A 14,561-nucleotide genomic window follows, 5' to 3' on the forward strand; every position below is an offset into this window, starting at 1 on the left:
CCGAGCAGTCGTCGTCCTTCCACGGTATCTGTACCGCTCGTTACGTGAAAAGATGACGGAGTGGGCAGGCAGCAGCAACCGGAGATCGCGGACAGGCTCCTCGACCGCTGCACCGACCACGCCCTCGAGTCCGGGCTCCCCGGCCGGCTCGAGCCTCTCGTCCAGGCGACCGGCACGTCGGCGCGGATGCTGCTCTACCACTTCGGGACCCGCGACGATCTGCTGCGCGCGATCCTCCGGAGGGCGCGGCAGCGCCAGCGGGAGCGCTGGACCGCGGCGCTGAGCGAGCGCGCCGACGAGCCCTACACCGAGACGCTGGCTCGGGCGTGGGGCGTGATGAGCGGTCAGGAGGGGCGACCCTTCGTGCGCCTGTTCACCCAGCTGCGCGAGGACGCGGAGCAGACCCTGTGGCCGGGCTTCCGTCGCGTCGCGACCACCGACTGGCTCGGTCCGCTCGAGGCGGGCCTGCACAGCATCGGGCGGGCCGACAGTGCGACCCTCGTCCTCGCGGTGATCCGCGGTCTGCTGATGGACCTCGACGCCACCGGCGACTCCGCCCGCGCCGACCGGGCGTTCGCCGAGCTGCTCGCGTTCCTCGGGGACCGCTAGCAGTCCGACGGGCGCGCGCGGATCCCCGCGAACAGCACCTCCGTGAAGAGCTCCCGGTCGTCGGGGACGCCGAGCCGCAGGGCGAGCTCGATGCCGCAGACGAGGTGCTCGAGCTGCTCGAGGGTGAGATCCGCGCGCACGTCGCCCGCGTCCTGGGCGCGAGCGAGCAGGCGGGAGGCGGCCGCGACGATCTCGACCTTCACCGCGTGGATCGCGGGGTCCTCGTCGCGATCGGCCAGCAGGATCCTCTGGAGTCCGTCGTCCTCGAGGTGGAGGGCGAGCGCCGAGCGGAGGTAGGTCGAGAACGCCGCGCCGGGGTCCGGGTCGTCCGCGGCCTGCTGCGAGAGGGCGAGCATCCGCTCGACCGTCCCGAGGGTCAGCGCCTCGACGAGGGAGTGCACGGTCGGGAAGTGCCGGTAGACGGTCGCGACTCCCACGCCCGCCTCCCGGGCGATCTCGTTGAGCCGCAGGTCGTCGGCGGCGTGGGTGCGCGCGGCCGTCAGGATGCGGGCGCGGCTGCGCTCGGCGTCGGAGCGGACGGGGGTCATGGAGGAAGCGTACCCGAAACGGATTCTCTATCCGCTCGTGCTACGGTCTGCGGATGAAGCATCCGTTTGAAGGAGGATCATGACCTGGGACCCCGCACGACCGCCGGAGCAGACCGGCCGCACGCTCATCGTCACCGGCGCCACGGCCGGCATCGGCTACTTCGCGGCGGAGCAGCTCGCCGCAGCGGGAGCGGACGCGGTGCTCGCCTCCCGGTCGGCGACGAAGCTCCGCGTCGCCGAATCGGCGATCCGCGCGCAGGTGCCCGGCGCATCGCTGCGGTCGGTGGTGATCGACCTCGGCTCGCCCGCCTCCGTCGACGAGGCGGCCGCGGAGCTCGCCGCCCTGCCGCGCCTGGACGGCGTCCTGCTCAACGGAGGGGCGATGACGATGGACCGCCGTGCCGTGACCGACGACGGCGCCCCGCTCCTCCTCGGCACCCACGTGACCGCGAACGTCCGGCTCCTCGCCCGGATCCTCCCGGCGATGACGGCGAGCGCGGCCGCCCACGACTCCGTCGGCCGCATCGTCCACACGTCGACCGGCTTCGTGAGCCGTTTCCGGTTCGGACTCGACGACCTCGGCCGCGTGCCCCGCACCGGCATCGGCGCCTACACGAAGGCGAAGACGGCGACCGAGGTCTTCGCGTTCGAGCTCGACCGGCGCCTGCGCGCCGCCCGGCTCCCGATCGTCTCGGTGGTGACGCGTCCCGGAGTCGGAGTCGACGCGCGGACCCCGGAGAGGCCCGGCATCCGCGACGCGACGACTCCCTACCGCCGGAATCCCTACACGCCCTGGGCCCAGGGCAAGGACACGGCGGCCTGGCCGGCCGTCCGCGCGCTCACCGACCCCGCCGTCGAGGGAGGCGACTACTACGCGCCGAGGGACGGGACCCGGGGAGTCCCCGTCGCCGTCGACCCGACGCCGCGCACGGCGACCCCGGCCGGCGACGAGGCGGCTCGCGTGTGGCGGCAGCTCGAGGAGCTCGCCGGAGTCGGCCTGCCGCTCTGACCGGTCGGCATCACCGTGAGCCGGTTCGGACGTGCACCGTCTCGCCCTCGAGGACGAACCGGAGCCCGGTGCCGTCGGAGAAGGCCTCGCGCAACCGTGTCGGCAGCGCCGGCGACACGGTGAGCTGCGCCGTCGCAGCGTAGGTGCCCGCCGTGCAGCCGCTGTACGCGACCCCGCTGTAGGCGCCGTCGCCCTCGCCGGACGCCTGGAGGACGGAGATGCACGAGCCGCCGTCGGCTCCGCTGGGCTGCTTGAGGACCCTCAGCCCGTAGAAGTCCTCCGAGGTGAGCGAGTCCGCCGTCCCGCTGTTCACCCACCCGGGGAGCTCCCCGGTGTCCGAGAGCCGGAGGATCGCCACCTCCCGATCGCTCGACCCGCCGGCCCAGAGGGTCGCGCCGGCGGTGACGAGCGCCGTGACGACCGCGGTGACGAGGAGCGAGGCCGCCCACAGCAGCGCGATCCTCGTGACCCGCGCCGGGGGCGGGGCCGCGGGATCCGCCGCCTCCGGTGTCGAGCCGTCGAGCAGGACGTCCGGCGTGGCCGGGGCGTGCGGAGGCGCGACCGGGCGCGTCCCCGGCGAGCGCGCTTCGAGGGCGTGCAGCCGGGCGAGCGCCCCGGGGTCCTCGGTGATGTCCGGACTCCGTCCGTAGGCCCGTCGCCGCAGCTCCGCGAGCTCGTCCCGCTGTGGATCGTCCATCCTCCGGATTCTGTCAGCGATGGGCTCGGCTGCGCCGCGCCGCCTAGGCTGCGGCCATGATCGCCGTTCCGCAGTCCTTCCGGGCGATGCCGAGATGGTGGGGCGACGAGCGGGGCCGCGCGTGGCTCGACGAGCTTCCCCGGATCGTCGAGAGCCGGTGCTCGAGCTGGGGTCTCGACATCGACGGCGAGCCCTTGCACGGCTCGAACGCGCTCGTCGTTCCGGTGCGGCGCGGGCGCGAGGCGGCGGTCCTCCGCCTCGCTCCGCCCGGGGACGACGTGTCGAGCGAGCTGGCCGCACTGACGCACTGGGACGGCCGCGGAGTCGTGCGGCTCCTCGACTCGGCGCCGGAGGCCGGGGCCTCGCTCCTCGAGCGGCTCGACCACACGCGTTCCCTGCTCGCCGAGCCGCTCCACACGGCGGTCGTGACGCTGGGGGAGCTGACGCGCCTGCTGGCGGTGCCCGCGCCGACGAGCGCGCCCAGCACGCGGGTCATCGCCCGGGAGGAGTCGGTCGCCTTCCCCGCCGAGTGGGAGGCGCTCGGCCGCCCCACCTCCCGCGCCCTGCTCGACGCGGCGACGGGTGCCGCCTCCTGGCTCGGAGATCGTCACGCACCGCCGCTGTCGGTCGACGGCGATCTGCACTTCGAGCAGGTCCTCGCGGGGAGCCGCTCGCCCTGGGTGGTGGTCGATCCCGTGCTGCTGCAGGGCGATCCGGAGTACGACCTCGGACGGATCCTCTGGTCGCGACTCGACGAGCTCGAGCAGGACGCGGACGTGCACCGCGCCTTCGAGGGTTTCGTCGCGGCCGCCGAGGTGCCTCCGGAGCGGGCGCGGGCCTGGGTCCTCGTGCGCTCGATGTCGTACCTGCTCTGGGGGCTCCGGCACGGTCTGACCCTCGACCCGCCGAAGTGCGAGCGCCTGCTGCGGCTCTTCGCCTGAGCCCGCCCGGGAGCGTGCGCCGCGTTGGTAGAGTCGCGAGGCCATGGGCGGATCACAGAGCAGAGGCGCCGTCGTCGCCGCGATCGTCGTCGTCGGACTGCTCGCGGTGCTGTACCTCGGGCGACTCGGCGTGCTCTTCGTGGGGGCGACCGAGGGCGACGTCCCGCCCGCCTCGTCGATCGGCCTCCCCGCCGGGAGCGAGGTCGTCCGCGAGAGCGTCGAGTGCGCCTCGGGCGGATGCTGGTCCCTCCTCGCGGTCCGGCCGCCGGAGGGCATGTCGCCGGAGGAGTTGTCGAGCGAGCTGGGCGCGCGCCTCCCCGGCTCGTTCTGGGACCCGCGGACGATCTCGCTGAGCTCGGACCCGCAGGGACGGCTCCTCGTCGTCCGCGCCGACTACTGGACGCGCGAGTCAGCGCCCTGATCCTCCGTGATCGGAGGCGCGATGCCGTCCCCCGTCGGCCTCCTCGTCGCCGGCCGCGTCGTCAGAGCGCGCGCGGCCGGTAGGCCTCGATCAGCGAGTCGAACAGGGCGTTCATCCGCTCGTCGACCACCCGGCGCGCCGGGTCTGCGTCGTACCACTCGACGATCTCGCGCGCACCGTCGCTGAAGCGGACGGAGGGGGAGTAGGCCGGGACGAGACTCCGGATCTTCGCGTTGTCGAAGACCATCGAGTGGGCCTTGTCGCCGATGATGCCGGCTCCGAGCGCCGGGTCGGCCGCAGCGATCGCGTCGGAGGCGATATGCACGATCCTCGCCTCGACTCCCGCGGCGGCGGCGAGGGCCTGGTGGATCCTGTCCCAGGTCGGCGTCTCGTCGCCCGTGATGTGGAAGGCCTCGCCGATCGCGGCGGTCGCTCCGAAGAGCCCGACCAGCCCGACCGCGACGTCGTCGGTGTGCGTGAGCGTCCAGAGCGAGGTGCCGTCTCCCGGGACGACCACCTCGAGACCGCGGCGCATCCGGTCGACGACCGTCCAGCCTCCGTCGACGGGGAGCGAGGTTCGGTCGTACGTGTGCGAGGGCCGCACGATCGTGACCGGGAAGCCGGTGCGGCGGTACTCGTCGACGAGGAGGTCCTCGCAGGCGATCTTGTCGCGCGAGTACTGCCAGAACGGGTTGCGCAGCGGCGTGGACTCGGTGATCGGCAGCCGGTTCGGCGGCGTCTGATAGGCCGACGCCGAGCTGATGAAGACGTACTGGCCCGTGCGCCCGGCGAACAGGTCGATGTCCTGCTGCACGTGCTCGGGAGTGAACGCGGCGAACTCGACGACGACGTCGAACTGCTCGTCGCCGAGCGCCGCGCGCACCGACTCGGCATCGCGGATGTCGCCCTGCAGTTCGCGGACGCCGTCCGGTACGGGACGCACGGCCGTCGTCCCGCGGTTGAGGACGGTGACGTCGAAGCCGACCCCGAGGGATCGGACGACGCACGCCGAGCTGATGATCCCGGTCCCACCGATGAACAACACGCTGAGAGTCATGACTGACCTGGCCTTCTGAGAGGAGTGGACGGGATGCGCGCGCGATCGCGTCGGCCCCCCGTTTCGGCGACATCGTCGTTCGCCTCACTCGATTCCCTCACATCGGAGGCGCGCGCGCCGAATCCGACCGGTCGCCACGCCGAGCGGGCGGGACTCAGCGGTCCGCAACCGTCGATGATGAGGCCACCGTCAAGGCCTGCTCGGCTAGGGCGAACGCTCAGCGCGTTCAGGCGCCGTTGCGCAACCGCACCGTCGGCAGCATCACCAGCGCCCCGAGCGCCACTGCCGCCGCCGCCGCCGACAGCGCGAACACCAGCGGCAGCCCGAGCGCGTACGCCTCCGCCTCCGTCGCCCCGGCCTGCGTCAGCACTCCGATCCGCGCCGACAGCGCCGCTCCGTACCCCACCAGCCCGACGGTGCCGCCGAGCGTGAAGAAGAACACGATCGCCGCGCTCACCGAGCCGGTCCGCCCCGGAGGCGCCACGGTCTGCGCCGCGAGGACGAGGTTCTGCAGCGACATGCCGAGGCCGGCCGAGAGCAGCAGGGCGCCGGTCAGCGCGAGGGGCAGCGGAGCGAGGGGCGCCAGGGCGAGGGCGGCGTTGCCGACGAGCATGGCCGCCGCCGCGAGGAGCAGCACGCCCTTCACACGCCCGCGCCTCGTGATCGCCCGGCCGGCGGCGAAGGAGGCGATCACCGCGCCGACCGCCATCGGCGCCAGCAGCAGACCGGCCGGCGCGGGATCGATGCCGAGCCCGATCTGGAGGTACTGCGTGACGAAGACCGAGCCTCCGAAGAGCGTCGAACCGAGCAGCACGGCGGCCACCGCGCACACCAGCGGCACGCGCGACGCCAGCAGGCGCAGCGGGATGATCGGCGCGGCCACCCGGAGCTCGACGATCACGAGGGCGATCAGGGCGAGCAGCCCGAACGACCCGAACGCCGTGAAGGCCACGCCCGTCGCGCCCTCGCCGACGAGGGTCAGCGCGATCAGCGCCGAGGGGATCCCCGTCGCGATCAGCAGCGCGCCGGCGTAGTCGGTCCGCCCGCCGCGCGCGGCGACGGGGAGGCGCACGTGCAGGGTCGCGGTCAGCACCGCGAAGGAGGCGACGGCGAGCGGCAGCGCGACGACGAAGCACCAGCGCCAGCCGAGCGACTGCACCACGACGCCTCCGACGATCGGGCCGAGGATGGTCGCCGAGGTCTGCAGCGCCTGCAGCGAGCCGTTCACGCGGCCGCGCTCGCGCTGCGGGACGAGCAGGGCGACGGCCGCGATCGACACGGCGGCGGTGCCTCCGAGGCCCACGCCCTGCACGGCGCGGCCGGTCAGCAGCACGGCGGTGGTCGGGGCGAGGGCGGCGAGCACCGATCCGGCGATGAAGAGGCCGATGGCGCACTGCAGGATCCGCTTCGGCGCCACCAGATCGGCGAGGCGGCCCCAGAGCGGAGTCGTCGCGGTGTTGCCGAGGATCGTGGCGGCGACGAGCCAGGTCGAGAGGCCGGCGGCTCCCTCCAGCGACCGCATGACGGTCGGGACGCTGGTCGCGACGATCGTGGCCGACAGGCCGGCGACGAACTGCGCGATCATCAGCCCCGCGAGGGGCCAGCGGGCACCGCGGAGCGACGGCGGCGCCTCCCGGACGGCAGTGCCGGCGGTCACGACCTCACGCCGGCACCCGGGTGCCGACCGCCTCGAGCACGGCGGCGGTGAACTCTCGAGGGGCGCGCCTCGGGAACTGTCCGCTCACCGGCATCTCGACGACGCGGGTGCCGGGCATGTCGGTGAACTCGATCGGGATGTCGAGGGTCATCCGCGCCCACGGCGGGCGCAGCACGGTGAGCTCGACGCCCGCCTCGACCAGCGCGAGGTTGTCGGCCCAGGTCTTCGCCCGCCCGCGGAACACCGCGGGGTAGATCGAGTTGTAGCGCTCGAGATTGCCGAGGGTGTCGGCGACGCAGCCCAGGAGCGCCCGCGGGTCGTCGGTGCCGTAGAGGCCGACGTTCTTCTCCCACAGGTACTGCAGCACCGAGCCGTCGGCGGTGACCGGCAGCTCGGGAGCCCAGTTCTCGGCCCAGAACTCGGTCGACTCCTCGTCGGGCTCCTCGAGGGCGTAGAGCACAGCCCGCTGCACCCGTCCGGTGCCCAGCAGCGACACGGCGATCGCCGTCGCGAGCGAGCTGCCGGTCTTCATGCCCACGGGCACGAACTCGCCGACCCCCAGCGCATCGAGCGCCTGCACGAGGATCCGCGCGTACTCGGCGAGCGGCTGCCCGGCGGGGGCCGAGTCGCTCTGACCGAAGCCGGGGGTGTCGAAGGCGAGGGTCGTCGTGTGCTCGCCGAGCGCCTCCATCACGGGCTCGTAGACGGCGGAGGTGCGGGGCGACTCGTGCAGCAGCACGATCGCCGGGCCTCCCGAGCCGCTCCTGCGGTAGTGCAGCTGACCCCAGTCGGTGTCGACGTATCCGCGCATGGTCTCTCTCCTTGGGTACGGGTGGGATGTCTCAGAACTCGAGCAGGTTGTCGCGCAGCTGGTCGAACGAGTACTCGCGCCGCGTGAGGCCGCGCCGCTGCAGCTCCGGGACGAGGCCGTCGCAGATCTCGGCGATGAAGCGGCGGGTGACGCCGCTCGTCGAGATGAGGAAGCCGTCGCCGCCGGCGACGCGCATCATCTCCTCCATCTGGTCGGCCACCGACTCGGGAGTGCCGGCGATGACGGGGCCGTTGCCGACTCCGCGCGAGACGACCGCCTCCCGGAGCGTCTTGGTCGCGTTGCGCGAGACGAAGTCGCTGAGCTGCTGGGTGCCGTTCGTCTGCAGCTCGAGGGAGCCGAGCGGCACGTCGAGCGGGACCTGCGCGAAGTCGATGTCGGTCGACTTCGCCATCGCGGCCAGGTGCACCTCGATGTTCTCGGCGATGTCGTCGCGGCGCAGGCGCACCCGCTCGTCCGCCTCCACCTGCGTCGACCCGACGATGGGGCCGACGCCGAAGAGCACCTTGATGTCGTCGGGGTCGCGGCCGAACGAGAGCGCGGCGGCGCGCACCTTGTCGCGGTAGGTCTTCATCGACTCGGCCGTCGCGTGGATCGCGACGATGGTGTCGGCGTACTTCGCGGCGAAGGCGATGCCGCGGGGCGATCCTCCGGCCTGCGAGATCACCGGCCGGCCCTGGGGGAGGGGCCCGGTGTTCAGGGGCCCGCGGGTGGAGTAGTGGCTGCCCCGGTAGTCGGCCCGCCGCACCTTCGTGTGGTCGGCCCAGTAACCGGTCTCGGAGTCGGCGACCACGGAGTCCGGGTCCCAGGTGTCCCAGAGGGCGATGGCCGCCTTCAGGAAGTCCTCGGCGACGTCGTAGCGCGAGTCGTGCTCGTCCATCCCGTCGAACCCGTAGTTCTGCAGCGCCCGATCGGAGGTGCCGGTCACCACGTTCACGCCCATCCGGCCGCCCGAGAGCTGGTCGATCGACGCGGAGAGCCGCGCGAGCATGTAGGGGTGGTAGGCGAAGGTGCCCGCTGTCGCGACGATCCCGAGGTGCTGGGTCGCCTGCGCGAGCAGGGTCGCGGTGACCATCGGATCCTGCCGCGGCGTCTGGAACGCGTGCTTGAGGTACAGCTCCATCGAGTCGCCGTAGCGATCGCCGACGAACGTGTTGTCCTCGATCAGCACGTAGTCGAAGCGCGCCCGCTCCATCGCCCGCGCGAGATCGACGAAGATCTCGGCCTGCTGCCACTGCGTGCCGATCGCGCCCGAGAACTCCTGCCCCCAGGCCGGCACCGAGGTGCCGTTGAGGAACCAGCCGAGGTGGAACGGGGCGACGCCGCCGCCCATCAGAACGCCGCCAGGTTCGCCTTGAAGGTGGGCTCGTCGTAGGAGGTGCGGATGAGGCCGCGACGGCGCAGCGCCGGGGCGAGCCCGCTCGCGATCTCGTCGATGTAGCGGCGCGAGTGCGTGCGGACCGGCTCGCCGCGGACGAGGAACCCGTCGCCTCCGACGAAGTCGACGACCTCCTCCATCTGCTCGGCGACCGAATCGGGGGTGCCGACGAGCTTCACGGACTCGGAGGACTGGCCCATCAGCGCCTCGCGGATCGTCTTGCCCGCCGCCCGCTTCTTGAACGACGCGAGCCCCGACTGGTGCCCGTTGGTCGAGACGTCGTCGGGCAGCGGCTGATCGAGGTCGAACTGCTTGAAGTCGACCTCGGTGGTGATCGACATGATGCCGAGGACCGTCTCGATCTGGTCCTGGGTGAGCTCGTAGCGGCGGCGCGCGAGCTCGTCCGCGTCGGCCTGCGTCTCGCCGAGCACGGGCTGGATGATGTACATCACCTTCACGTCGTCCGGGTTGCGGCCGTGGGCGGCGGCGCGGGCGCGGATGTCGTCGCGGTACTCCTTCATCCCCTCCACTCCGCTGGGCTGCGAGAGCAGCACGTTCGAGTGCTTGGCGGCGAAGTCGCGACCGGCGGGGGAGCCGCCCGCCTGGCAGAGAACGGGGTGCCCCTGCGGGCCGGCCGGGAGGTTGAGCGGCCCGCGCACCTTGAAGTACTTGCCCTCGTGGTGGATGGGGTGCACCTTCGTGTGGTCGGCGAGGACGCCGGTCTCGCGGTCGGCGATGATCGCGCCGGGCTCCCACGAGTCCCAGAGCGCCTTCACGACGCTGACGTACTCCTCGGCCATCGCGTAGCGCTCGTCGTGCGGGAGCAGATGGTCGAGGCCGTAGTTCTGGCCGGCGAGGTCCTCGGAGGAGGTGACGATGTTCCAGCCGACGCGCCCCTTGGTCAGGTGGTCCATCGTCGCCATGGTGCGGGCGAGGATGAACGGCGGGTAGAAGCTGGTCGACATCGTCGCGATGAAGCCCATCTTCGAGGTGTGCTGCGCGAGCACGGGGAGCAGCGGCACGGGGTCGCCCTTGGGCGAGTGCAGTCCGTGCTTGAGGTCGTTCTCGGTCGTGCCGCCGTAGGTGTCCGACACGAGCGTCGAGTCCTCGAACATCATGAAGTCGAAGCCGGCCCGCTCGAGCTGCCGCGCCATGTCGATGTAGTAGTCGCCGTTGAGCCAGGTCATCGGGGTGTCGGCGGCCCAGGGGCTCTTCCACGCGGGGGTCTTGAACGGGGTGAACCAGGCGAGGTGGAACGGGGTGACCATGCGTTCGGGCTCCTTCTTCAGTCGTGCGCGGACGCGGTGCTGCCGTGCTTGCGCTCTGGAGGCCATTCCACAGGGCGCAGATTTCGCCGGGGGAGCCACGGGGTGCCGATCTGATTGCGCGCGAGAGCGGTGGCGGGATCGGGGCCTGACCAGGGGTTCTGCTCGGTCGCGCTCGCGAATTCGCCGGGGACGCGCTGGCGGCGGGTAGCCGCCGGTCGGCGCTCGCTGCCGTATCCGCCGCGAGGGGGAGCCGGATGGGTGCAGCGGAGGTCGTTCCTCCACAGGGCTGGATGAGGGTCGGGTTGTCGGGTTCGGTGGGCGCGGCGGGTCTGGTGTCGGTGGTCGCTGGTTCAATACTGGTATGAGAGATGCGGGTGAGATCCAAGCAGCGGAGGGGACACTCGGCGCGGTCGGTGGGCTCGCTGATCTTGCGGCGCAGTTGGGTCGCTCGTCGGCGCAGATGCTGCTCGCGCGGGCCGCGGCGCTGCATGCGGCCTACCTCGCGGCGCTCGCTGTTCCGGAGTCGTTCGCTCGCGGCGCCCGGCTCTCCCGCAGCGAGGCGGGCGATCTGGTGGAGCGGTCGATCCGGGCGGAGTTCGCGGTGGCGTTGGGGATGTCCGAGCCGGCCGCGTGTCGGGTGCTCGAGCATGCGCAGCTGCTGATGGAGGACCTGCCGTGCACGCGGGCGGCCCTCCGGGACGCGCGGATCCTGTGGGAGGCGTCCGAGGTGATCTGCGCCGCGGCGAGCACCCTTCCGGCCGCGTCGCGGGGTGCGTTGGATGCGCGGGCGGCGGAGGCGGCGCTGGTGATGACTCCGACGCAGCTGCGCAAGGCCGTGGGCCGGATGCGGGACCAGCTGCACGAGGAACCGCTCGTGCAGCGGCATGCGCGCGCCCGTCAAGATCGCACGGTGTGGGTCAGCCCGGAGATCGACGGGATGGCGACCCTCAGTGCGCTGCTGCCCGCGCCGGTGGCGATGGGCGCGTTCGATCGGATCGACCGCATCGCCCGGACGCTGCGCGAGGGCACCGAAGGCGATGGCGGTGATGAGCGGACGCTCGCGCAGCTGCGGGCGGATGCGCTGGCCGACCTGCTCTGCGACGGCGATGTCGCCGGAACGACTCCGGTCAGCGGCGGGAAGGACCTCACCGCGACGTTCGTCCCCGGAGTGCGCGCGGAAGTGCGGATCACACTGCCCGCGAGCACTGCTGCGGGTCTGGACGACACCCCGGCGGATCTCGACGGCTACGGCCTGATCCCCGCCGACGTCGCCCGCGACCTGGTCGGTATCGGCGCGTCCTTCACCCGGGTCCTGACCGATCCGGACACCGGGAGGGTCGCCTCCGTCGGACGCACCCACCGCGTCCCTCCGCCACGCATGCGCCTGCACCTGCAGCTGCGGGATCAGACCTGCCGCTTCCCCGGCTGCACCCGGTCAGGGTCCACGGCGGAGGCCGACCACACTCTCGAGTGGCGCAACGGCGGCGAGACCCGCCTCGAGAACCTCGCGTCGCTGTGCACCGCCCATCACCACGTCCGCCACGGCGACCGCTGGACCTACCTCCTCCGACCTGACGGCACCGCGGAGTGGTCCACCCCCACGGGACGCCGGGTCACCACGAGCCCGCCGCCACTCCCCGGGCGACCACCCGGGCCACGCTTCGATGACGAGCTGCCACCGTTCTGACGTTCGTAGGAAGGTGGGTCTTGATACGCCGCTGCGCGGCTACTCGACCAGCAAGCGCCAGGGTGTGCCTGATGCCTGCTGATCGAGCAGCCGCGCAGTGGGCATTTCGAGATCCGCTACCGGCCGGCTGGGAGGCCGGCAGGGCGCGCGGGTCAGACCGCGGCGGCCGCCTGCTCGCGCGACCAGGCCGCGGCCGCGGCGAGCTCGTCGGGGTCGACGGGCGCGGCCACCGCACCGCCGGGCTGGGACGCGAGCCACTCCTCCGTCGCCACGGGCACGGGGTGCTTGTAGTCGCTCGTGACCGTCGTGTAGAGCGAGCCGCCGAGGCGGGCGACCGGGCGGTACTTCGCGATGTCGATGCGACCGCTCCCGTCGAGGATCCCGTCGTCGGCGTGCACCGCGAGCACCTGAGCGAACACGACGTGCGCGTCGTACACCTCGGTCTCGCGCAGCAGCACGCACTCGAGCGCGACCTTCGCCATCGCGAGCCGCTTCGGGCGGACCCGCGTGGAGTCGAGCAGCTCGAGCCCCAGCAGCGCCGCCTCGTCGACCGACGGAGGCGTGATCGCGGCCGTCGCGGTCTGGACCTCGGCCTGCCCGTCGGTGACGAGGTTGACCACGAACTCGCCCGTCGCGGCGATGTTGTCGTGCGAGTCCTTCTCGCCGGTGAACGAGATCATCAGGGTGGGCGGGTCCATCGTCACGAGCGTGAAGTACGAGAAGGGGGCGAGGTTGCCCACTCCTTCGGCGCTCTCGGTGCCGACCCAGGCGATCGGCCGGGGCACCACCGCGTTCTTGACCATCCAGATGAAGTCGTGGGTCGCTCCGGTGTCGTCAGCGAGGTACATGCGCGGCCCCCCTCATTCCCAGCTCGCCTCGCGCCAGTCGACGTGACCGTCGGCGCGCGGAGTCCAGTCGAGCCCGGGGGCCACTCCGTAGGTGCCGACGGTGTAGTCGATGTTCGCGAGGTGGGTGCGCTCGGCGTTCAGCTGCCAGATCTCGGCGATGACGTCGTTGCGGGCGTCGACGTCGACCGTGGCGTTCGCCTCCACGATCAGCGCGTCGACATCGGGGTCGGAGAAGATGGCGTAGCCCGTCGGGCCGTAGAGGTAGTTCAGCGTGGTGGAGGCGTCCATCATCGACGGCGAGAACTGGGTGATGTACATCCCGGGGTGCGACTTCGACGAGGTGAGCAGCACGTACGAGGCGTACTCCACTCCCTCGAGCTCGACGGTGATGCCGACCTCGGCGAGCTGCGAGGCGATCGCCTGCGCGACCTCGGCCGAGTTCGGCACGTTGCCGCCCGTGGGGTACTGGAAGGTGATCGCGCTGCCGTCGTAGCCGGAGGACTCGACCAGCTCGGCGGCCGCATCCGGGTCGTACTCGAGGTCGGGCAGCTCGTCGTCGAAGCCGTTCACGTTCGGGGCGACCGAGGAGGCGTTCGCGACGGTCGCGTAGCCGTCGTGGATGGTCTCGATGATGGTCTCGCGGTCGATCGCCATGCTGATCGCGTTCCGGAGGTCCTCGTTCGCGAGCGGGCCGCCCGAGGTCTCGTTGAAGCCGACGTAGATCAGCTGGTTCGACTGGCTCTCGGCGACCGTGTAGCCGGAGCCGTCGACCGAGGCGACCTGCGCGGGGGTGATCGCGGTGAGGTCGATGTCACCCGAGAGCAGGCCGTTCAGGCGGGCGTCGGCGTCGGCGATGGGCTCGACCGTGACGTTCGCGATCGCCGGCTCGCCGCCCCAGTAGTCGGGGTTCGCGGCGAGCTCGGTCGACACTCCGGGCGTCCAGCTCTCGAAGGTGTAGGGGCCCGAGCCGATCGGCGCCTCGGCGAAGCCGGCGGAGCCGACCTCGGTGTAGTACGCCTCCGGGACGATCGAGATGTAGTAGACCCGGCGCGTGAAGACGGAGTCGCCGGCCGTGAGCTGGAAGGTGATCTCGGTGTCGCTGGTCACCTCCATGCTCGCGATGTTGTTCGTGTAGATCTTGTTCAGCGAGTCGGGGGAGTCGATGACCGCCTGGAAGCTGAAGCGCACGTCCTCCGCGGTGACCGGCGTGCCGTCGGTGAAGGTGGCGTCGTCGCGGATGGTGAAGGTCCAGGTCTTCGCGTCCTCGCTCGCGGTCCACTCGGTCGCGAGCCGCGGCTGCAGCTCGCCCTCGCCGTCGACGGTGGTGAGCTGGTCGTAGACCGCGTGGAAGATGTTGGTGCTGTAGAGCCCGTTGTCGATCACGGGGTCGGCGTTGGCGAGGTCGCTCGGCTGGGCGACGACGATCGAGTCCTTCGTCGCGCCGCCCTCGCTCGAGGAGGCGTCGCCGCTGCAGGCGGTGAGCAGGAGTGCGACGGCGGCGGCGGAGGCCGCCGCGGCCGAGAGCCGGGTGCGTCGGAGCATGGGGGAGTGCCTTTCGTCGAGGGGCGGGCGCGCGGGGGCGGCACCCGACCGGCGCGGGGACGCGCGGGAG

At 72.1% G+C, this 14,561-nt stretch carries 14 protein-coding genes; 5 read left to right on the top strand and 9 right to left on the bottom strand.

Annotated features, from left to right (window positions below; all coding sequences use genetic code 11):
* Positions 1–60 precede the first annotated feature (60 nt).
* A complete protein-coding gene (locus B9Y99_RS00605; protein ID WP_085474684.1) occupies positions 61–609 on the top strand; it encodes a TetR family transcriptional regulator in 549 nt (182 codons plus the stop codon).
* Here the strand turns inward: B9Y99_RS00605 and B9Y99_RS00610 are convergent.
* Positions 606–1,157, bottom strand: a complete 552-nt coding sequence (locus B9Y99_RS00610; protein ID WP_085474685.1) for a TetR/AcrR family transcriptional regulator — start codon at positions 1,155–1,157, stop codon at positions 606–608. The two genes, B9Y99_RS00605 and B9Y99_RS00610, sit on opposite strands and share 4 nt — an antisense overlap.
* Before the next feature lie 79 nt (positions 1,158–1,236).
* On the opposite strand from B9Y99_RS00610, the gene B9Y99_RS00615 reads away from it, so the two are divergent.
* Positions 1,237–2,166 (top strand): SDR family NAD(P)-dependent oxidoreductase, encoded by a 930-nt coding sequence (locus B9Y99_RS00615; RefSeq protein ID WP_085474686.1) that lies wholly within the window; start codon positions 1,237–1,239, stop codon positions 2,164–2,166.
* A gap of 10 nt (positions 2,167–2,176) precedes the next feature.
* On the opposite strand, the gene B9Y99_RS00620 is transcribed toward B9Y99_RS00615, so the two are convergent.
* On the bottom strand, positions 2,177–2,863 hold the full coding sequence (locus B9Y99_RS00620; RefSeq protein WP_085474687.1) for a hypothetical protein: 687 nt from the start codon (positions 2,861–2,863) through the stop codon (positions 2,177–2,179).
* 56 nt (positions 2,864–2,919) lie between these two features.
* Between B9Y99_RS00620 and B9Y99_RS00625 the strand changes: the two genes are divergently transcribed.
* Both B9Y99_RS00625 and B9Y99_RS00630 read left to right on the top strand, forming a co-directional pair.
* Positions 2,920–3,804 carry an aminoglycoside phosphotransferase family protein gene (locus B9Y99_RS00625; protein WP_085474688.1) on the top strand — a complete coding sequence of 295 codons (885 nt, stop codon included), beginning with the start codon at positions 2,920–2,922 and terminating at the stop codon, positions 3,802–3,804.
* Positions 3,805–3,847: 43 nt separating this feature from the next.
* Complete coding sequence (locus B9Y99_RS00630) at positions 3,848–4,225, top strand: hypothetical protein (protein ID WP_085474689.1); 378 nt, start codon at positions 3,848–3,850, stop codon at positions 4,223–4,225.
* 61 nt (positions 4,226–4,286) lie between these two features.
* On the opposite strand, the gene B9Y99_RS00635 is transcribed toward B9Y99_RS00630, so the two are convergent.
* The 5 genes from B9Y99_RS00635 to B9Y99_RS00655 all read right to left on the bottom strand — a co-directional run bounded on the left by B9Y99_RS00635 (position 4,287) and on the right by B9Y99_RS00655 (position 10,414).
* On the bottom strand, positions 4,287–5,282 hold the full coding sequence (locus B9Y99_RS00635; RefSeq protein ID WP_085474690.1) for an NAD-dependent epimerase/dehydratase family protein: 996 nt from the start codon (positions 5,280–5,282) through the stop codon (positions 4,287–4,289).
* Between the two features lie 226 nt (positions 5,283–5,508).
* The gene (locus tag B9Y99_RS00640) at positions 5,509–6,939 is read right to left on the bottom strand and encodes an MFS transporter (RefSeq protein WP_085474691.1); all 1,431 of its coding nucleotides are present in this window, start codon (positions 6,937–6,939) and stop codon (positions 5,509–5,511) included.
* 4 nt (positions 6,940–6,943) lie between these two features.
* Positions 6,944–7,750 carry an alpha/beta fold hydrolase gene (locus B9Y99_RS00645; protein WP_085474692.1) on the bottom strand — a complete coding sequence of 269 codons (807 nt, stop codon included), beginning with the start codon at positions 7,748–7,750 and terminating at the stop codon, positions 6,944–6,946.
* Positions 7,751–7,781: 31 nt separating this feature from the next.
* Entirely contained in the window at positions 7,782–9,101 is a 1,320-nt protein-coding gene (locus B9Y99_RS00650) for an NtaA/DmoA family FMN-dependent monooxygenase (protein WP_085474693.1), read from the bottom strand.
* On the bottom strand, positions 9,101–10,414 hold the full coding sequence (locus tag B9Y99_RS00655) for an NtaA/DmoA family FMN-dependent monooxygenase (RefSeq protein ID WP_085474694.1): 1,314 nt from the start codon (positions 10,412–10,414) through the stop codon (positions 9,101–9,103). Before B9Y99_RS00655 ends, B9Y99_RS00650 begins: the two co-directional genes overlap by 1 nt.
* A 361-nt stretch (positions 10,415–10,775) precedes the next feature.
* Between B9Y99_RS00655 and B9Y99_RS00660 the strand changes: the two genes are divergently transcribed.
* Positions 10,776–12,101, top strand: a complete 1,326-nt coding sequence (locus B9Y99_RS00660) for an HNH endonuclease signature motif containing protein (RefSeq protein ID WP_085474695.1) — start codon at positions 10,776–10,778, stop codon at positions 12,099–12,101.
* Positions 12,102–12,253: 152 nt separating this feature from the next.
* Here B9Y99_RS00660 and B9Y99_RS00665 read toward each other — a convergent pair whose 3' ends face one another.
* Positions 12,254–12,949: a flavin reductase family protein gene (locus B9Y99_RS00665; protein ID WP_085474696.1), complete on the bottom strand. Its 696-nt coding sequence runs from the start codon at positions 12,947–12,949 to the stop codon at positions 12,254–12,256.
* Between the two features lie 12 nt (positions 12,950–12,961).
* Positions 12,962–14,491, bottom strand: a complete 1,530-nt coding sequence (locus B9Y99_RS00670) for an ABC transporter substrate-binding protein (protein ID WP_085474697.1) — start codon at positions 14,489–14,491, stop codon at positions 12,962–12,964.
* Positions 14,492–14,561 lie beyond the last annotated feature (70 nt).

The organism is Rathayibacter oskolensis (assembly GCF_900177245.1).
GTDB classification, from domain to species: domain Bacteria; phylum Actinomycetota; class Actinomycetes; order Actinomycetales; family Microbacteriaceae; genus Rathayibacter; species Rathayibacter oskolensis.